The following is a 19,570-nucleotide window of genomic DNA, read 5'->3' as shown; positions in this document are numbered from 1 at the left end:
CAGATGACCACCCTCGCTCACCGAGCTTCCGTCCCTGGGGGCGCCCGATGAGGGTGTTGCTCCTCGGAGCCAACGGATTCCTCGGCCGCTACGTCGCCGACCGGCTGCTCGCCGACCCCGCCGTCCAGCTCACCGCGCTCGGCCGCGGCGACGACGCGGACGTACGCTTCGACCTCGCCAGCGGCAGCCCGGGTGCCCTCGCCCGGTTCCTGGACGCGGTGCACCCCGGCGTCGTCGTCAACTGCGCGGGCGCCACCCGCGGCGGCGCCCGCGAGCTCACCCGGCACAACACCGTGGCCGTCGCCACCGTCTGCGAGGCGCTGCGCCGCAGCGGCTGCGGGGCGCGGCTCGTCCAGCTGGGCTGCGCCGCCGAGTACGGGCCGAGCCAGCCGGGATCGTCCACCGCGGAGGACGCCGCGCCCCGGCCCGGCGGCCCGTACGGCGTGAGCAAGCTCGCCGCGACCGAACTGGTCCTCGGCTCCGGGCTCGACGCCGTCGTCCTGCGGGTCTTCTCGCCCGTCGGGCCCGGCACCCCGCCCGCCACCCCGCTCGGCCGGCTCGCCGAGGCCATGCGCCGGGCCATGCAGTCCGGCGACGGCGAGCTGAAGCTGGCCGGGCTGGGCGTGCAGCGGGACTTCGTCGACGTACGAGATGTCGCGCGGGCCGTGCACGCCGCGTCCCTGTCCGCCGCGCAGGGCGTCGTCAACATCGGCTCGGGCCGGGCGGTCCGGCTGCGGGACGCGGCGGCCGTGCTCGCCCGGGTCGCCGGATACGGCGGCGCCCTGCACGAGCTGGACGCCGGGCCCACCGGCCGCCCCGCCATCGGACACCCGCGGCCCGACCCGGACCACGCGATGCCGGCCGTGTACCCGTACCCGGACGGCTGCGGCAGCTGGCAGCAGGCCGATGTGCGCACCGCGCGCGACCGGCTCGGCTGGCGGCCCCGGATCAACCTCGAAGAGTCACTCGCCGACATCTGGATGGAGGCGGCATGCCGCATCTGACCGACCGGACGGGTCCCTCGCACGCCCTCGCAGGCGCGACCATGGGCCTGGGCGTGCCCGGCTACGCCCACCCGCTGCTCGCGCCCGTCGAGTGGGCCGAGCTGAGCCGCCCCGACACCCCGCTGCACTGGGTCGTCCTGAACGTCGCGAACGGCCCGGGCGCCCGCCCCGACCCGCACTGCCTGGACGCCGCCGGGCGTCTCAGCAACGCCGAGGTGCGGGTCCTCGGCCACCTCGACCTGGGCCACGGCACCCGCGACTTCGGCGAGCTGGTCTCGGACGCGCACCGCTACCTCGACTGGTACCGGATCGACGGCTTCCTGCTGCACCACGCGCCCACCGAGCGCGCCGCCCTGCCCGAGACCCGGCGCATCGCCGCCACCCTCAGGGCGCTGCTTCCCGAGGCGCACCTGGTGTTCGGGCACGGCACCCACCCGTATCCCGGGTACGCGGAGGAGGCCGACCAGCTGGTCACGTTCTCCGGCGCCTGGGCGGACTACCGCTGGTCGCAGGTGGCCGAGTGGACCGCCGACTATCCGCCCGAGCGGTTCTGCCACCTGGTGCACGGGGTACCCGGCGGCCACCTGGAGGAGGCGCTGCGGGTGGCCCGCTGGCAGGGCGCGGGCACGATCTGGTTCACGGACCGCACGGACCGGCGCGGCACGGTCGACCCCTTCGGAGCCCTGCCCGGGTACTGGGACGAAATCGTCTCGCGCATCGGACGCGGTGTCTCGGAATGAAGAAGGGTGTGGCAGCGTTACGGAAAGCACCACTGTTCCGCATTACCGATCAACGGAGTTCCCGTGTCGCTGCCACCCCTGGTCGAGCCAGCTGCTGAGCTCACCGTCGACGAGGTCCGCAGGTACTCCCGCCACCTGATCATCCCGGACGTCGGGATGGACGGGCAGAAGCGGCTGAAGAACGCCAAGGTGCTGGCCGTCGGCGCCGGTGGCCTGGGGTCGCCTGCCCTGATGTACCTGGCCGCGGCCGGCGTAGGCACGCTCGGCATCGTGGAGTTCGACGAGGTCGACGAGTCGAACCTGCAGCGCCAGATCATCCACAGCCAGGCGGACATCGGCCGCTCCAAGGCGGAGTCCGCGAAGGACTCCGTCCTCGGCATCAATCCGTACGTGAACGTGGTCCTGCACGAAGAGCGGCTCGAAGCCGAGAACGTGATGGACATCTTCAGCCAGTACGACCTGATCGTCGACGGCACGGACAACTTCGCCACGCGTTACCTGGTCAACGACGCGTGCGTGCTCCTGAACAAGCCGTACGTCTGGGGCTCGATCTACCGCTTCGACGGTCAGGCGTCCGTGTTCTGGTCCGAGCACGGCCCCTGCTACCGCTGCCTCTACCCGGAGCCCCCGCCCCCCGGCATGGTCCCCTCCTGCGCCGAGGGCGGCGTGCTCGGCGTGCTCTGCGCGTCGATCGGCTCCATCCAGGTCAACGAGGCCATCAAGCTCCTCGCAGGCATCGGCGACCCGCTGGTCGGCCGCCTGATGATCTACGACGCCCTGGAGATGCAGTACCGCCAGGTGAAGGTCCGCAAGGACCCCGACTGCGCGGTGTGCGGCGAGAACCCCACGGTCACCGAGCTCATCGACTACGAGGCGTTCTGCGGCGTGGTCTCCGAGGAGGCCCAGGAGGCCGCGCTCGGCTCCACGATCACTCCGAAGCAGCTCAAGGAGTGGATCGACGCGGACGAGAAGATCGAGATCATCGACGTCCGTGAGCAGAACGAGTACGAGATCGTCTCGATCCCCGGCGCCAAGCTGATCCCCAAGAACGAGTTCCTGATGGGCAACGCCCTCCAGGACCTGCCGCAGGACAAGAAGATCGTCTTGCATTGCAAGACGGGTGTCCGCAGTGCGGAAGTTCTCGCGGTGCTGAAGTCGGCCGGGTTCGCGGATGCCGTCCACGTGGGCGGTGGCGTGATCGGCTGGGTCCACCAGATCGAGCCGAGCAAGCCGGTGTACTAAGGGTTCTTACGGCCTGAACGTGGGCCCGACTCCCGAACGCGGGAGTCGGGCCCCTTTCTTATGTGCACGTCTTCCCTTGCTCCGGCACCGTTCCGTCAAGCAAGTACGCGTCGACCGTGGACGTCACGCACGCGTTGCCACCGCCGTACGCCGTGTGCCGTTCGCCCTCGTAGGTGAGCTGGACGCCGACGCCGGGGCCGAGTTCTTCGACCATCCGCTCGGCGCCCTCGATCGGCGTGGCCGAGTCGCCGGTCGTGCCGACGACCAGGATCGGGTCGGCGCCCGGCGCGCTCACCTCGGGGGTCTCGTGCGCGCCCGGCACCGGCCAGGCGTGGCACCAGCCCGCGACGTCCCAGCCGAGGAACGCGCCGAAGACGGGCGAGATCCGGCGGAACTCCGGGAGCACGGCCCTGGCCTGCGCCGCCGTCGGCCGCTTCTTGGCGTCGGCGCAGGAGATCGCCCGCTGGGCGTGGCTCTGGGTGCCGTAACTCCCGGACGCGTCACGGTCGTTGTACTGGTCCGCGAGGGCAAGGAGCTTCTCCCCGCGCCCCGCGCGCGCGTCGTCCAGGGCGGCGGTGAGCGAGGACCAGGACTGCTCGCTGTAGAGGGACGCGAGGATTCCGGTCAGGGCGAGGCTCTCCGTCAGCTCGCGTCCGTCGCCGGCGGGCAGCGGCTCCGCGTCGATGCGCCGCAGCAGGCCGACCAGGGAGCGAGTGCCCTGCTTCGGGTCGGCGCCGGTGGACCGCAGGTAGTTCTCCAGGGCGCGCTGGAAGCCGGTGGTCTGGTTCCTGGCGTGGCCGACGCTGTCGGCGCTCGGGTCGACGACCCCGTCGAGGACGACCCGGCCCACGTTCTTCGGGAACAAGTGGGCGTACGTACCGCCCAGTTCGGTGCCGTACGAGAAACCGAAGTAGTGCAGCTTGTCGTCGCCGAGCACCTGCCGCATCAGGTCCAGGTCGCGGGCCGCGTCGGACGTGCCGATGTGCGGCAGGACCGTGCCCGAGCGGCGCTCGCAGCCCGCGCCGAAGTCCGCGGCGTCCGCGAAGTACGCCTTCTCCTCGGCGGCCGTGTCCGGCGTCAGGTCGACCTCGGCGCCCGCGGTCTCCAGCTCCCGGTCCGAACGGCACCGCACACCCGAGCTGGCGGCGACCCCGCGCGGGTCGAAACTCACCAGGTCGTACCGGGAGTTGAGGTTCGTGAACAGGGACGCCATGGAGGGCAGCCCGGACACGCCCGAGCCACCGGGCCCGCCGAAGTTGAACAGGAGCGAGCCGATCCGCCCGTCCTGGTCGGTGGCCTGCCTGCGGATCAGCGCGAGGTCGATCGTCTCGCTGTCCGGCTTGGCGTGGTCGAGGGGCGCCTTCATCGTGGCGCACTCCCAGTCCTCGCCCGGAGCACCGGCGGCGCCGGCCTCGCACGTACCCCAGTCGAGCTGCTGGCCGGTGAGGGAGGCGGGCAGCCCGCCGACCGCCCTGCTGTCGGCAGGTCCGGGCTCCTTCTGCGCGGCGCCCTGACCGGAGCCGCTGCAGCCGGTGATCAGCAGAGCCCCGGCGAGCACGGCCGAGGCGAGGCGCCGTACGGCCGTACGCGATATGTCACCAGCGGAACCAGCGGAACCAGATGCGGGCATGAACGGCTTCCCCTCGAAAACGCCCTCCCCCCTGGGAAAACGTGTCGCAATAGTAGAGGCGGTTTTCGGGCGCCCGACACGGTCCGTCTCAGGGGCAGACCGTCCCCGACTTCGGGGTCTTGCCGTCGAGCAGATAGCCGTCGACCGCCTGCCGCACGCACCGGTCACCGCTGTCGTACGCGCCGTGCCCCTGCCCCTTGTACGTGACCTCGACGCCGACGCCCTTGCCGAGCGCGTCGACCATCTTGCGGGTGCCCTCGTACGGCGTCGCCGGGTCGCCGGTGTTGCCGACGACCACGATCGGGGCCGAGCCCGCGGCGCTCACGTCCGGGTGGTCGGCGGCGCCCGGAACCGCCCAGTCCGTGCAGCCGACCATGCCCCAGGCCAGGAAGTCGCCGAAGAGCGGGGAGGCCTTGCGGAACTCGGGGAGCTTCGCCTTCACGTCGGCCATGGAGTAACGCGGCTTGTCGTCCGCGCAGTTGATGGCGATGTTGGCGGCGCCGATATTGCTGTACGTGCCGTCGGGGCTGCGGCCGTTCATCGAGTCGGAGAGCGCCATCAGGATCTTCCCGTCCCCGTCGTACGCCTGCTCCAGGCCCTCCGTCAGGTACTCCCAGAAGTCCTGCGAGTACAGCGACTGCGCGATGCCGTTGGTCGCCGCGGTCTGGGTCAGCTTGCGCGGGCCGATGCCGGGCAGCGGGTTCGCGTCGAGGTCCTTGAGGAGCTTCGCGATCCGCGCCTGCACGTCCTCGGGGGTGTCGCCGACGGGGCAGTCCTCCACCTTCGACGTGCAGTCCTTGGCGTAGTTCTCCAGGGCCAGCTGGAAGCCCTTGGTCTGGCCGAGCGAGCCCTGCTCCGCGCTCTGCGTGGGGTCGACCACCGCGTCGAACACGGCCCTGCCGACCTTCTTCGGGAACAAGTGGGCGTAGACACCGCCGAGTTCGGTGCCGTACGAGATGCCGAAGTAGTGCAGCTTGTCGTCGCCGAGGACCTGCCGCATCAGGTCCAGGTCGCGGGCGGCGTCCGTGGTCGCCACATGCGGCAGCACCTCGCCGGACTTCTCCTCGCAGTCCCCGTTGAAGCCCTTCACCTCGTTCACGTACGACTTCTCCTCGGCGGCGTCGTCCGGCGTCGCGTCCTGCTGGTAGTACGCGTCGAGCTGCTTGTCCGTACGGCAGGTCACCGGGGCGCTGCGGCCGACGCCGCGCGGGTCGAAGCTGACCAGGTCGTAGCGGGTACGGAGCTTCGCGTACTCCTCGCCGAAGGCGGGCAGCGTCGTGATGCCCGAGCCGCCGGGGCCGCCGAAGTTGAAGATGAGGGAGCCGATCCGGTTCTCCGCCTTGCCGGAGGCCTCGGCGCGGATCAGCGCGATGTCGATGGTGTCGCCCTTCGGCTTGTCCCAGTCGAGCGGCGCTTTCATCGTGGCGCACTGCCATGCGGCGCCGCCGGGCAGCGGGGACGGGGAGTCGCCGCCGCCCTGCTCGGCCGAGGGCGCCGGGCAGTCCTTCCACGACGGCTTCTGCGACGGGAGGTCGGCCTCGTCCCCGCCGTCCCCGCAGCCCGCGGCGAGCGCGGCGGTCAACAGGGTCACGGAGAGGACGGCGGCACGCGCGCGTGCGGGACGTTTCGGCATGGCTCCATCCTGCGCCGGGGCCTTGGGGGGCGCTCTTGGCGGGGGCCGTACAGGTGAGGCTCAGACAGGGCCTAGAGCGCGCCCTTACGCGTCAGATGGTTGAAGCACAACCAGCCCGGCAGAACCGGCAACCACAAAGTAAGCAGCCGGTACAGCAGCACGGCAGGCGCCGCGACCTCCTTCGGCAGGCCGATCGCCACCAGACCGAACGTCAGCGTCGCCTCGACCGCACCCACACCGCCCGGCGTCGGCGCCGCCGAGCCGAGCGCGTTGCCCGCGAGGAAGACCACGGCGACGCTGGCCAGGCTCAGCGAGACGGTCTCGTCGGTGGAGAAGGCCCGTACCGACGCGTCCAGGCAGAGCACGAACATCGCGGTGAGCAGCAGCATGCCGCCGATGCCGGTGATCAGCTTCTGCGGCCGCTGCAGCACGTCCAGCATGCGCGGCACGACGCCCGCGAACAGCGACCGCAGCCGCGTCGCCACGAACTGCCGCAGGAACGGGATCGCCGTCACGACGAGTACGAGCACCGCGACGGTCAGCAGGCCGGCGATGACCGTACGGGAGGGGGTCAGCTCCGGAGTCTTCTCCGTACCCGTCAGATAACCCATCGTCAGCAGCAGCAGGATGTGCGAGCCGAGGCCGAAGAGCTGGGATGCACCCACCGACGCGACCGCGAGCCCGGAGCGCACGCCGGCCCGCTGCAGGAACCGGGTGTTGAGCGCCACGCCGCCGACCGCCGCGGGCGCCACGATCTTCACGAACGACCCGGCGACCTGCGCCGTCACCGTCCGCAGGAACGGCACCCGCTCCGGCACGAAGCCGAGCAGCGCCATCGCCGCCGCCACATAGCTGAGCGCCGAGAACGCCACCGCCGCGGCCACCCAGCCCCACTTGGCCTCTTCGAAGAGCTTCGCGAAGTCGATGCCGGTGAGCTGCGAGAGCAGGAAGTACGCGCCGATCGCCCCGGCGAGGAAGCTGATCAGGGTGCGGGGCTTGATCCGCTCCAACTGCGCGGGCTCGACCGGCGCCTGCGGCCTGATCTTCAGCACCTGGTGCCGGATCTGGGTGAGCAGATCCTCCTCGCGGGCCACGTCGAGCGCCTCGTCAAGGGCCCGCTTCTCGGCCTGCTTGTGGCCCTTCGCCGCCTTGCGCTCCGATGCGGCGGACTCGGTTCCGCTCTCCTCGCGCGCCTGCTTGGAGCTACGGGACGCCTCGAGGACCGCGTCGCGCTCGCGCTGGGACCGCTCCCGGCCGAGCTTGCGCAGCGTCGCCCGGGTCGACCGGGTCAGCGCGATCGGCTGCAGCAGCGGCAGACAGTCCGCGACCGCGTCGGGACCGAGCAGGCCGACCGCCGCGTCCACCGCGCGCTCGGCGCCGGTGCGCAGGCCGAACGTGGTGAGCAGTTGCGCGATGTCCATCCGCAGGACCAGGTCACCGGCGGCGATCTCGCCGCCCCGCAGATCCGTGATGATCACCTTGCCGGAACGATCCACCACAATCGCGTCGCCCGCGAGGCGCCGGTGCGCGATCCGCCGCGACTGCAGCGCCTGCACCTGCAGCCAGGTGTCCCGCATCAGGTCGTCGGTGATCTCCTCGTCGGACAGCGCGTCCAGGGAGCGGCCGCCCAGGTGCTCGTAGACGAGCATCACCGCGTCGGGCCCGAGCTCGGACGTGGCGATCAGCTTCGGCGCGTTGGCCCCGGCCGCGATCGCCGCGTACGAGAGGAGCGCCTCCTGCTCCAGGGCCTGGCGCAGCGACTGCAGGCTGCGCCGGGTGGTGATGCCGCGCAGCGTGAGCCGGCGCCACACGCGGTAGAAGAACCCCTGCGCCTGCTGCTCCCGGTCGACGACCGTGACGTCGAGCGGCGGGCCGTCCTCCAGGGTGACGAAGTAGCGGCGGCCGCGGTCGCCGGCCTCGGTGGACTCCGCCGCGTCCTCCGCGCGCGCGGCGCTGACCGGCCGGAACCCGACGTGCCGCAGCCCGGCGAGCAGCGTCTGCCCGGTGGGCCGGACGTTGGGGGAGCCGACCGCGTAGAGCGTTCCGTACGCGACGGTCCAGCCGATCAGGACGGTCAGGATGATCGAGAACGGGGTGGTGAATCCGGCGACGAGCATCGAGAGGGCGTCAAGCAGCAGCACCGTCCACAGCACCACGCGCCAGCGCGGTCTTCGGGACATTCCGACGGCCGTCATGTACGCGATGACCGGCGCGAGATAGCCGTGCACCGGGTCGGTCAGCGAGCCCGGGTCCTCCACGAGCGGCCGGGTCAGCGCGTCCTGGATCGAGTCGGGCGCGGCCTTCGCCACCCACAGGTCGGTGGCGAGCGTCACACCGTGGGCGAGCACGGCGGCGAGCACACCGTCGGCGATGCGCAGCCCGTCGCGCTTGATGAGCCGCTCGATCGCGAAGGCCACCGGTACGAGCAGCACCGCGATGGAGGCGCTCAGTCCGGCGAACTTGATCAGCAGGTCGGGCGCTTGGTCGGTGCCCTTGTTGATGTCCTGTTCGAGGCCGGACGTGGTGCCGTGCGCGAAGGCCGCGATCGACAGCACGAGCACGACGGCCAGGATTCCGACGAGCATCCGCATGAGGTCGGACGGCCGGTGCACGCGCGCGGGCAGCAGCGGTTCGTCCCCCTCGACCTCGTCGCCGGCGCCGGTGGCCGTGGAGGCGGTGGAGCCGTGCGGCACGGGGGCCTCGGGGTGCTCGGCCGGGCTCTTCTCGCGCGCGTCGTCGTCCGTCTCGCGCGGGCCGTCGGTGTCCGGGCGCGACGGCGTGTCAGGGGTGCGCTCGTCCTTGGGGGGCTGCACTCCCTGATCCTTCTCCGTCTCGTTTTCCTCGCGTATCACCAGTCACCGTCCGGATGATGGTGGCACGACCCGCTGACAACAGGGGGCATCAGGGTGCATTCAGCCGTCGGACTGTGTCCCTGATACGCACACCCGGGGTTCACAGAACCATGCTCCCTCTCCCGCCCGGATTGTCGGTGGGGTGCGGCAATATGGGCCGGATGAGCGAGGAGAGCCTGCCGGAACTTCCGGACTACGCGGAGCGGGTGCTCCAGGTCGCGGAGCGCATCCCGCCCGGCCGCGTGCTGACGTACGGGGACATCGCGGAGTGGCTGGGCGAGGGCGGCCCGCGCCAGGTCGGCCGCGTGATGGCGCTGTACGGCGGGGCGGTGCCCTGGTGGCGCGTGGTGCGGGCCGACGGCCACCTGCTGCCGGGGCACGAGCGGCGCGCCCTGGAGCGCTACCGCGTCGAGGCCACCCCGCTGCGCAGCACGGGCGCCGGCGAGCAGCGCCTCGACATGAGGCGGGCGCGTTGGGACGGCGGGGATGGCAGAGACGGCGCGGATGGCTGGGACGGCGGGGACGGCTGAGCGTGGCCTCGCAGCAGCGTCCGCCGAGCGCGGTCCCGCAGCAAGGAAGGGTGAGCGGGGTCTCACAAGGGACAGCTTCCGGTATGCGGCGCCACCGCGGGCGCCTGCTGGACCGTACGGGCGACACGCCCCCGGCCTGCGACAGGCTCCCGGCCCGCGGCGACAGGCTCCCGGCCTGCGGTGCAGCGGGCGAAGCCGGGGAAGCGGCGCGTTCCGGCCGGCGACTGGCGTAGCGTCGAGCGCGGCAGTCACCGGACCGCCGCCGCAACCGCCGCCGCAACGGCCACCGCTCGCGCGGGACGCGGCGGTCGTACGACGACCAGCGGGGCCCACGGCCCCTTCTCCACCCAGCACACCCACCAGGACCGGCGATCCACGTGAGCTCCTCTACTTCCGAACGGCGCGCTCCCGACGCATCCGTGCGTCAGGGGGGCACCCGTGCGTACCGACTGGTGCGTACTCCGCCGGTCAGAGTGGATCCCCCTCGTCTTGACGCACCACAGCGCGCGGTGGTTGACCATGCGGGCGGACCGCTGCTCGTGCTCGCCGGTCCGGGCACCGGAAAATCCACCACTCTTGTGGAGGCGGTCGCCGCCCGGATCGCCAAGGGCACCGACCCGGAGCGGATCCTGGTGCTCACGTTCAGCCGCAAGGCGGCGGTGGAGCTGCGCGACCGGATGGCGCAGCGCATCGGCGGCGTCTCCGCCCCGCGGGCCACCACGTTCCACTCGTTCTGCTACGCCCTGGTCCGCGCCCACCAGGACGCCGAACTGTTCGTCGAACCGCTGCGGCTGCTGTCGGGACCCGAGCAGGACGTCGTCGTACGCGAGCTCCTCGAAGGCGAGATCGACCTCGAGAACAGCGGCCACGCGCGCGTGCGGTGGCCCGACGAGCTGCGCGCCTGCCTGACGACGCGCGGCTTCGCCGACGAGGTGCGCGCGGTCCTCGCCCGCAGCCGTGAGCTCGGCCTCGGCCCCTCCGCCCTCGGCGACTTCGCGCGCCGCACCGGCCGCCCGGACTGGGGTGCGGCGGCCGCGTTCCTCGCCGAGTATCTGGACGTCCTGGACGCGCAGGGCGTCCTCGACTACGCCGAACTCGTGCACCGCGCGGTGCTGCTCGCCCGCCAGGACGATGTCGCCGACCAGCTGTCCGCGCGCTACGACGCGGTTTTCGTCGACGAGTACCAGGACACGGACCCCGCTCAGGTACGGCTCCTCCAGGCGCTGGCCGGCGGGGGCCACTCCCTGGTCGCGTTCGGCGACCCGGACCAGTCGATCTACGCGTTCCGCGGCGCCGACGTGAACGGCATCCTCGAGTTCCCGGACACCTTCCGCCGGGCCGACGGCCGCCCGGCCCCGGTCGAGGTGCTCACGACGTCGCGCCGCTCCGGCTCCGCCCTCCTGGAGGCCACGCGCCGGATCACCCAGCGGATGCCGCTGCCGCGCCTGCCCGCCGAGCAGGTACGGCGCCACCGCGCGCTGCGCGCGGTCGACGAGGGCGGCCGACTCGACGTGTTCACGTACCCGACGCCGGGTGCGGAGGTGGAGAACGTCGCGGACATCCTGCGCCGCGCCCACCTGGAGGACGGCGTCGCCTGGTCCGACATGGCCGTGCTCGTCCGCGCGGGCGTCCGCATCCCGGCGGTCCGCCGAGCCCTGACGTCGGCGGGCGTCCCGGTGGAGGTCGACGGCAACGACGTGGCCCTGCGCGAGGAGCCCGCGGTGGCCCCGCTCCTCGAGGCCCTGCGCGCGGCAGCGGAGGCGGTCACTGCGGAGGCTTCCGAAACCGGCACTACAGGGGCGCCGGAAACCGGCACCACAGAGGAGGTGCCCGAAACCGGCACCACAGAGAGGCAGCCTGGAGCCTCCTCCGTCGACCCGTCCGACCCGTCCGACCCGTCTGACGCGTCCGACCAGGCCGCCCCGGACGGGAGCACGACCGTCCCGGACGGAAGCACGACCGTCCCCTGGCTCAGCACCGAGCGTGCCCTCACCCTGCTCTCCTCACCGCTCGGTGGCACCGACGCCGCCGATCTGCGGCGCCTCGGGCGGGCCCTGCGGGACGAGGAGCGCGCCGGCGGCAACCGCGTACCGCCCCCGTCGGACGTCCTGCTCGCGCGCGCCCTGGCCGAGCCGGAGAGGCTCGTCGCGCACGATCCGTCGTACGCGGGCGGCGCCCGGCGCCTTGCGGAACTGCTGCGCCGTACCTGGCTGTTGCTCGCCGGCGGCGGCACCGCCGAGGAGGCCCTCTGGGAGTTGTGGAGCGGCACGCCCTGGCCGACCCGCCTCGAACGGACCGCGCGGCGCGGCGGTGCCGCGGGCCGCAACGCCGACCGTGATCTGGACGCCGTCTGCGCCCTGTTCGCGACCGCGGCCCGTGCGGAGGAGCGCAGCGGCGGACGCGGCGCGCTGAACTTCCTCGGCGAGGTCGAGGCTCAGGACATCGCCGCCGACACCCTCGCCAGGAGGGCGGTGCGCCCCGACGCCGTACGCCTGATGACCGCGCACCGCTCCAAGGGGCTGCAGTGGCGCCTCGTGGTCGTCGCGGGCGTGCAGGAGGGGCTGTGGCCCGATCTGCGCCGCCGCGGCTCCCTCCTTGAGGCGGATCGCATCGGCCGCGACGGCCTCGCCGAACCGCTCACGCCGGGCGCCCTGTTGGCGGAGGAGCGCCGCCTGTACTACGTCGCCGCCACGCGCGCGTGCGAGCGGCTCGTCGTCACGGCGGTGAAGGGCGCGGCGGACGACGGCGACCAGCCCTCCCGCTTCCTGACGGAACTCGGCGTCGAACCGCAGAACGTCACCGGTCGCCCGCGCCGCCCGCTGTCCGTCGCCGCGCTCGTCGCCGAGCTGCGCGCCACGACCGTCGACCCGCGCGTCTCGGACACCCTGCGCGAGGCGGCGGCCGAGCGCCTGGCCCGGCTCGCCGCGCTGCGCGACGAGGACGGCAGGGCGCTCGTACCGACCGCGCACCCGTCCCGCTGGTGGGGCATGTACGAGCCCACGCACAGCGCGGTGCCCCTGCGGGAGCGCGACCAGCCGGTCGTCCTTTCCGGCAGCGCCCTCGACCAGCTCGCCAACACCTGCTCCCTGCAGTGGTTCCTGGGCCGCGAGGTGAAGGCCGACGCCCCCGCGACCGCCGCACAGGGCTTCGGCAACGTCGTGCACGTCCTGGCCGACGAGGTCGCCTCCGGGCGCACCCCGGCCGACCTGTCGGTGCTGATGGAGCGGCTCGACTCGGTGTGGGACGCGCTCGCTTTCGACGCCCCCTGGAAGTCGGCCCAGGAGAAGGAGCACGCGCGCGTGGCGCTCGAACGCTTGCTGCACTGGCACGTCGACACCAACGGCACCCGTCCCGGGCGTACGCCGGTCGCCACTGAGCACGATTTCGACGTCACGTTGGAAGCGGGCTCCTATGAGGTGCGGATCCGCGGCTCCATGGACCGAGTGGAGGCGGACGCCGAAGGGCGCGCCTATGTGGTCGATTTCAAGACGGGCAAACAGGCGCCCACGGCGGCCGAGGTGGACCGCCATCCCCAACTCGCCGTCTATCAGCTGGCGGTGCGCGAAGGCGCCGTCGACGACGTCTTCGACGGGCAGAGACCCGAGCCGGGCGGCGCGGAACTGGTGCAGCTGCGCCAGCCCGCCGCCAAGAAGGACGGCGGCGAGGCGCTCCCCAAGGTGCAGACCCAGGACGGTCTGACCGGGCAGTGGGTGGGCGACCTGCTGGCCACCGCCGCCGGCAAGGTGCTCGACGAACGGTTCTCGCCGAGCACCGGCCAGCACTGCACGCACTGTTCGTTCCGGTCCTCGTGCAGCGCGCGGGCCGAGGGACGGCACGTAGTGGAGTGAGCTTTCTCGCGGATCCGGGATGTTGCCGGGCGTGATCCATCCCACGCCCGGAGTGACCGGTTCCGACTTATCACCGACGTAAAGTCCACGTAAAGCACACCGCGACATCGGTACCCAGGAGGGGACATACACATGGCAGCCAATCGGAAGGTCCTGGCGACGGCAGTGGCCTGCGCGGCCGCACTCGTCAGCGTCACCGGCTGCTTCGGCGACAAGGACCCCTTCGAGGGCATGAGCGCCGACAAGATCGCCGACAAGGCGTCCAAGGCGACCAGCGGCGTCGACTCCGTGAAGCTCTCGGCCGAGGGCAAGCAGAGCGGCAAGGCCACCTCGATCGATTTCCAGATCGCCAAGGGCGGTGCCTGCAACGGCGAGATGAAGTCCGCCGACATGGGCACGGTCGACATCCGCGTGATCGACAAGACCAGCTACATGAAGGGCGACACCGCCTACTGGAAGGGCACCCTCGGCGACGAGGCCACCGCCAAGAAGGTCGGCGACCGCTGGGTGAAGGTGCCCTCCGGCCAGAACGGCGACATGTGCGACCTGAAGTCCCTCTTCAAGGAGGGCGACCTCAAGGGCGTCAAGCGCGGCGAGGACTCCGAGGTCGACGGCCAGAAGGCGGCCACCCTCACCAAGAAGAAGTCCGGCGGCGAGACCGTCACCTTCTACGTCGCGGCCGAGGGCGAGCCCTACTTCCTGCGCGCCGTCACCAAGGGCGGTGACGACCCCAACACCATGAACTTCACCGACTTCAACGACAAGGTCGAGGTCGAGGCCCCGCCGGCCTCCGAGATCGCCGACATGCAGGACCTCATCGCGGGTTCCTGACCCCGTGCGCTGAGCGATGCGGCGGCCGCCGGCTCCCGGGATGCCCGGGTTGTCAGTGGCCGCCGTTAGCCTCTCTGGAGTGTCCTCGCGTATCACCGATCCCGAGCAGCTCAAGGAGCTCCTCGGCATCCCGTTCACACCGGAGCAGACGGCCTGCATCGTGGCGCCGCCTGCCCCGCAGGTGATCGTGGCCGGAGCCGGCTCCGGCAAGACGACGGTGATGGCGGCCCGGGTGGTCTGGCTGGTCGGCACCGGCCAGGTCGCCCCCGAGCAGGTCCTCGGCCTCACGTTCACGAACAAAGCGGCGGGCGAACTCGCCGAGCGCGTGCGCACCGCGCTCATCAAGGCCGGAGTGACCGACCCGGACACGATCGACCCGGACAACGACCCACCCGGCGAGCCGGTGATCTCCACGTACCACGCGTTCGCCGGGCGGTTGCTCACTGACCACGGCCTGCGCATCGGCCTCGAACCCAGCGTGCGGCTGCTCGCCGACGCCACCCGCTTCCAGCTCGCCGCGCGCGTGCTGCGCGAAGCCCCCGGCCCCTATCCGGCGCTCACCCGGTCCTTCCCCGACCTCGTCAGCGACCTCCTCGCCCTGGACGCCGAGCTCGCCGAGCACCTCGTACGACCGTCCAGGCTCCGCGCGTACGACACCGAGCTGCTGAGCGTGCTCGACGGTGTGAAGCTCTCCAACGCCGAGCTGCGCAAGGTCCCCGAGACGGCCGCCGCGCGCCAGGAACTCACCGAGCTCGTCGAGCGGTACCGCGCGGCCAAGCGCTCCGCCGACCTCCTCGACTTCGGGGACCAGATCGCCCTCTCCGCCACCCTCGCGGACACCCGCCCCGAGGTCGGCCGCATCCTGCGCGACGAGTTCCGCGTCGTCCTGCTCGACGAGTACCAGGACACCTCCGTCGCCCAACGCATCCTGCTCTCCGGCCTGTTCGGCGCCGGAACGGGGCACGCGGTGACCGCCGTCGGCGACCCCTGCCAGGCGATCTACGGCTGGCGCGGTGCCTCCGTCGCCAACCTCGACGACTTCCCCGAGCACTTCGCGCACGCCGACGGCAGCCCCGCCACGCGGTACGCGCTCAGCGAGAACCGCCGCAGCGGCGGCCGCCTCCTCGACCTCGCCAACGGCATGGCGGCCCCGCTGCGCGCCCTGCACGCGGGCGTGGAGGCGCTCCGGCCCGCACCCGACGCGGTCGGCGCGGGCACGGTGCGGTGCGCGCTGCTCCCCACCCACGCCGAGGAGATCGAGTGGCTCGCCGACTCGATCGCGCACCTCGTCGCCACCGACAAGGAGCCGGGCGACATCGCGGTCCTGTGCCGTACGGCGAACGACTTCGCGCAGATCCAGGGCGCGCTCGTCGCCCGTGACATCCCCGTCGAGGTCGTCGGCCTCTCCGGGCTGCTGCACCTCCCCGAGGTGGCCGATCTCGTCGCCGTCTGCGAGGTGCTGCAGGACCCGGGGGCCAACGCCGCGCTCGTGCGCCTGCTCACCGGACCGCGCTGGCGCATCGGCCCACGCGACCTGGCGCTGCTCGGCCGCAGGGCCCGCCTCCTCGTGCAGCACACGTGCGTGGAGGACGATTCCGCCGACGCCGACCGGCGCCTCGCCGAGGCCGTCGAGGGCGTCGACCCGGCGGAGGTGATCTCCCTCGCGGACGCGCTCGACACATTCCTGGACGCGGACGGCCCGCAGGACCGGCTGCCGTTCTCCGCCGACGCGCGCGTGCGCTTCGCCCGCCTCGCCGCCGAGCTGCGCGAACTGCGCCGCTCCCTCGCAGACCCGCTCATGGACGTACTGCACCGCGTCCTCGCCACCACCGGACTCGACGTCGAGCTGTCGGCGTCCCCGCACGCCCTCGCGGCCCGCCGCCGCGAGACCCTCGCCAACTTCCTCGACATCGCCGCCTCCTTCGCGGCGAACGACCCGTCCGCGTCCCTCCTCGCCTTCCTCGGCTTCCTGCGCACGGCCGAGCAGTACGAGAAGGGCCTGGACAACGCGCTGCCCGGCGGCGAGAACACCGTCAAGGTGCTCACCGCGCACAAGTCGAAGGGCCTGGAGTGGGACGTCGTCGTGGTGCCGGGACTCGTCACCGGAACGTTCCCCTCCACCCAAGGCCGCGAGAAGTGGACGGCCCGCTCCAAGGTGCTGCCGCACGAGCTGCGCGGTGACGCGGCGACGCTGCCCGACATCGACGCCTGGGACAGCAAGGGCCTGAAGGCCTTCCACGAGGAGATGAAGGACCACCAGCGCACGGAGGAACTCCGCCTCGGATACGTGACGTTCACCCGCCCCCGCTCCCTCCTGCTCGGCTCAGGACACTGGTGGGGCCCGGCCCAGAAGCGCCCCCGCGGCCCCTCCGACTTCCTGCTCGCCCTGCACGACCACTGCGCCGCAGGCCACGGCGAGATCGAGGCGTGGGCGGACGCGCCGGAGCCGGACGAGGAGAACCCCGCCCTGCGCGAGGAGACCACCGACGTCGCCTGGCCCCTGCCCCTGGACACCGCCGCGACGGCCCGCCGCCACGCCGCCGCCGAGACCGTCCTGGCCCACCTGGACGCCCTGACGGCACCCCAGCAGTCCCCTGCCGCCGAGGACGAGGCGTACGACCCGGACTGGCCCCCGCCGCCGTCCGAGGACGACCTCTACGAGGAGGGCCACGGGGACCCGTACGGCGACAGCACCCCGGACCCGTGCGGCGACGGCACCCCGGACCCGTACGAGGAACTCCCCCCGGAAGAGACCGATTCCGGCTCTCCGGAGGACGACCCGGCAGCCTGGGACACCTGGACGCACACCCGCCCGGAGATCCCCCACCAGCACGGCGAAACCGACCCGCACGCGCGCGCTGTGCCGCAGCGGCCGGCGCCCGCGCCCCGGCTCACCCCGGAGGAGGAGCGCGCCGTCGCCTCCTGGGACAAGGACCTCGAGTCCCTGACGGCGGAGCTGCAGCGCGCGCGTGTGGGCGTGCGGGACGTGCCCGTACCGCTCTCGCTCACCGCCTCCGAGGTGATGCGGATGGCCGCCGACCCGGACGCGTTCGCGCAGGAGCTGGCGCGCCCGATGCCCCGCCCGCCGCAGCCCGCGGCCCGCAGGGGCACCCGGTTCCACGCCTGGATCGAGTCCCGCTTCGAGGCCCTCGAACTGCCGATGCTCGACCCGGACGAGCTCCCCGGCGCGGACGCCGAGATCGCCGACGAGCGCGACCTGGAGACCCTCAAGGAGGCCTTCGAGCACACCCCGTACGCGTACCGCACCCCGTACTGCGTCGAGGCGCCCTTCCAACTGGCCATCGCCGGGCGGGTGATCAGGGGCCGCATCGACGCGGTGTACCGCACGGACGGTTCCGGTCCTGGCGACGGCGCCGCCACCTCGTACGAGATCGTCGACTGGAAGACGGGCCACGGCGGTGCCGCCGACCCGCTGCAGCTGGCCATCTACCGCCTGGCCTGGGCCGAGCAGCACGGCCTGCCGGTGGAGGCGGTGAGGGCCGCGTTCGTCTTCGTCCGCACCGGAAAGACCACCTACCCGGAGCGGCTGCCCGGCCGCGCGGAGCTGGAGCACCTGCTCGCCGGGACGGACGCCGAGGAGGCCGACGACCGCGCCACCGCGCGGCACGGCGAAAACCGGCACCACGCGCGCGAGGCGGGCGGCCGCGGCCGGCCGAGCCGAGGCCCGAGGGGGGACGCCGACCGGACGACGTCGGCGTCCGGCTAGGCTCAAGAGCATGAGCTACACCCCGGACAGCGCCGTCCGCGCGTACATCGAAGAGCATCGCGCCGCCTTCCTCGACGACCTCGCGGAGTGGCTGCGCATCCCGTCCGTCTCCGCCCAGCCCGAGCACGCCGACGACGTACGCCGCAGCGCGCACTGGCTGGCCGACAAGCTCAAGCACACCGGCTTCCCGACCACCGAGGTCTGGGAGACGGCAGGCGCCCCCGCCGTCTTCGCCGAGTGGCCCGCCGCCGAACCGGACGCCCCGACCGTCCTGGTCTACGGCCACCACGACGTCCAGCCCGCCGCCCGTGAGGACGGCTGGCACACCGACCCCTTCGAGCCGGTGATCGACGGAAACAGGCTGCACGCGCGCGGTGCCGCCGACGACAAGGGCCAGGTCTTCTTCCACACCCTGGGCGTACGCGCCCACCTCGCCGCCACCGGGCGCAGCACCCCCGCCGTGCACCTGAAGCTGCTGATCGAGGGCGAGGAGGAGTCCGGTTCGCCGCACTTCCGCGCGCTGGTCGAGGAGCGCGCCGAGCGCCTCGCCGCCGACGCGGTGATCGTCTCCGACACCGGCATGTGGTCCGAGACCACCCCCACCGTGTGCACGGGCATGCGGGGCCTCGTCGAGTGCGAGGTCGCCTTCACGGGCCCCGACCAGGACATCCACTCCGGCTCGTTCGGCGGCGCCGTGCCCAACCCGGCGACGGCCGCCGCGCGCCTGGCCGCCGCCCTCCACGACGAGCACGCGCGCGTGGCGGTCCCCGGCTTCTACGACGGGATCGTGCCGCTCACCGACCGCGAGCGCGAACTCTTCGCCGAGCTGCCCTTCGACGAGCAGGAGTGGCTGCGTACGGCCAAGTCGCGCGCGGCGCACGGCGAGGACGGCTACTCGACGCTCGAGCGGATCTGGGCCCGCCCCACCGCCGAGGTCAACGGCATGGGCGGCGGCTACCAGGGCGCGGGCGGCAAGACGATCGTGCCCGCCTCGGCCTTCCTGAAGCTCTCCTTCCGGCTGGTGGCCGGGCAGCGCCCCGACCAGGTCGAGCAGGCCGTACGCGCGTGGGTGGCCGGTCAGGTGCCCGCCGGGATCGGGCACAGCATCACGTTCTCCGGCGCCACGCGCCCGTGCCTGACGCCGCTCGACCACCCCGCTCTGCAGTCCGTGTCCCGCGCCATGGGGCGCGCTTTCGAGCAGCCGATCCGCTTCACGCGCGAGGGCGGATCCGGCCCCGCGGCCGACCTCCAGGACGTCCTGGAGGCGCCGGTGCTGTTCCTCGGCATCTCCGTGCCGTCCGACGGCTGGCACGCCCCCAACGAGAAGGTCGAGCTGGACCTGCTCCTGAAGGGCGTCGAAACCACCGCCTATCTGTGGGGCGATCTCGCCGCGACCTGGCCTGCGCAGTCGGCAACCACGACCCCCGAGGGGCCCGCCCCGGACTGATCCCGCCGCCCGTGACGTGCGGGCCCACGCCCCACGCCCCGCCGTCACCGCCGTACCCGTCCTGCCGAACAGCCCGTTCCACCGGG

11 protein-coding genes are annotated in these 19,570 nt (G+C 72.6%); 8 read left to right on the top strand and 3 right to left on the bottom strand.

Annotation, left to right across the window (positions count from 1 at the left end; all coding sequences use genetic code 11):
- Positions 1-47: 47 nt before the first annotated feature.
- From RCO28_RS07120 to moeZ, 3 genes are all read left to right on the top strand, one after another.
- Entirely contained in the window at positions 48-1,004 is a 957-nt protein-coding gene (locus RCO28_RS07120; RefSeq protein ID WP_282532931.1) for an NAD(P)-dependent oxidoreductase, read from the top strand.
- Positions 992-1,744, top strand: a complete 753-nt coding sequence (locus RCO28_RS07115; RefSeq protein ID WP_308940099.1) for a spherulation-specific family 4 protein — start codon at positions 992-994, stop codon at positions 1,742-1,744. The genes RCO28_RS07120 and RCO28_RS07115 overlap by 13 nt, the downstream gene beginning before the upstream one ends.
- 63 nt (positions 1,745-1,807) lie before the next feature.
- Positions 1,808-2,986, top strand: a complete 1,179-nt coding sequence (gene moeZ / locus RCO28_RS07110; protein WP_308940098.1) for an adenylyltransferase/sulfurtransferase MoeZ — start codon at positions 1,808-1,810, stop codon at positions 2,984-2,986.
- Positions 2,987-3,044: 58 nt separating this feature from the next.
- On the opposite strand, the gene RCO28_RS07105 is transcribed toward moeZ, so the two are convergent.
- From RCO28_RS07105 to RCO28_RS07095, 3 genes are all read right to left on the bottom strand, one after another.
- On the bottom strand, positions 3,045-4,616 hold the full coding sequence (locus RCO28_RS07105) for an alpha/beta hydrolase (RefSeq protein ID WP_308940097.1): 1,572 nt from the start codon (positions 4,614-4,616) through the stop codon (positions 3,045-3,047).
- 88 nt (positions 4,617-4,704) lie between these two features.
- Entirely contained in the window at positions 4,705-6,249 is a 1,545-nt protein-coding gene (locus RCO28_RS07100; RefSeq protein ID WP_308940096.1) for an alpha/beta hydrolase, read from the bottom strand.
- Between the two features lie 71 nt (positions 6,250-6,320).
- Positions 6,321-9,062, bottom strand: coding sequence for a YbhN family protein (locus RCO28_RS07095; RefSeq protein ID WP_374991106.1), 2,742 nt, complete (start codon positions 9,060-9,062; stop codon positions 6,321-6,323).
- 200 nt (positions 9,063-9,262) lie between these two features.
- On the opposite strand from RCO28_RS07095, the gene RCO28_RS07090 reads away from it, so the two are divergent.
- From RCO28_RS07090 to RCO28_RS07070, 5 genes are all read left to right on the top strand, one after another.
- Positions 9,263-9,631 carry an MGMT family protein gene (locus RCO28_RS07090; protein ID WP_308940094.1) on the top strand — a complete coding sequence of 123 codons (369 nt, stop codon included), beginning with the start codon at positions 9,263-9,265 and terminating at the stop codon, positions 9,629-9,631.
- A gap of 377 nt (positions 9,632-10,008) precedes the next feature.
- Positions 10,009-13,479, top strand: coding sequence for an ATP-dependent DNA helicase (locus tag RCO28_RS07085; RefSeq protein ID WP_308940093.1), 3,471 nt, complete (start codon positions 10,009-10,011; stop codon positions 13,477-13,479).
- 132 nt (positions 13,480-13,611) lie between these two features.
- Positions 13,612-14,310, top strand: a complete 699-nt coding sequence (locus tag RCO28_RS07080) for a hypothetical protein (RefSeq protein ID WP_308940092.1) — start codon at positions 13,612-13,614, stop codon at positions 14,308-14,310.
- Positions 14,311-14,389: 79 nt separating this feature from the next.
- Entirely contained in the window at positions 14,390-18,037 is a 3,648-nt protein-coding gene (locus RCO28_RS07075) for a UvrD-helicase domain-containing protein (protein ID WP_308940091.1), read from the top strand.
- Positions 18,038-18,047: 10 nt separating this feature from the next.
- Positions 18,048-19,484 (top strand): dipeptidase, encoded by a 1,437-nt coding sequence (locus tag RCO28_RS07070; protein ID WP_308940090.1) that lies wholly within the window; start codon positions 18,048-18,050, stop codon positions 19,482-19,484.
- Positions 19,485-19,570 lie beyond the last annotated feature (86 nt).

The organism is Streptomyces sp. LHD-70 (assembly GCF_031157275.1).
Taxonomy (GTDB): Bacteria; Actinomycetota; Actinomycetes; order Streptomycetales; family Streptomycetaceae; genus Streptomyces.
This window is presented reverse-complemented; position numbering and strand designations above follow the sequence as displayed.

Excerpts from the sequence above, each read along its gene's own strand:
- RCO28_RS07120 (WP_282532931.1), top strand. The coding sequence starts at position 48 with ATGAGGGTGTTGCTCCTCGGAGCCAACGGATTCCTCGGCCGCTACGTC.
- RCO28_RS07115 (WP_308940099.1), top strand. The coding sequence starts at position 992 with ATGCCGCATCTGACCGACCGGACGGGTCCCTCGCACGCCCTCGCAGGC.
- RCO28_RS07105 (WP_308940097.1), bottom strand. The coding sequence starts at position 4,616 with ATGCCCGCATCTGGTTCCGCTGGTTCCGCTGGTGACATATCGCGTACG.
- RCO28_RS07100 (WP_308940096.1), bottom strand. The coding sequence starts at position 6,249 with ATGCCGAAACGTCCCGCACGCGCGCGTGCCGCCGTCCTCTCCGTGACC.
- RCO28_RS07090 (WP_308940094.1), top strand. The coding sequence starts at position 9,263 with ATGAGCGAGGAGAGCCTGCCGGAACTTCCGGACTACGCGGAGCGGGTG.
- RCO28_RS07080 (WP_308940092.1), top strand. The coding sequence starts at position 13,612 with ATGGCAGCCAATCGGAAGGTCCTGGCGACGGCAGTGGCCTGCGCGGCC.
- RCO28_RS07070 (WP_308940090.1), top strand. The coding sequence starts at position 18,048 with ATGAGCTACACCCCGGACAGCGCCGTCCGCGCGTACATCGAAGAGCAT.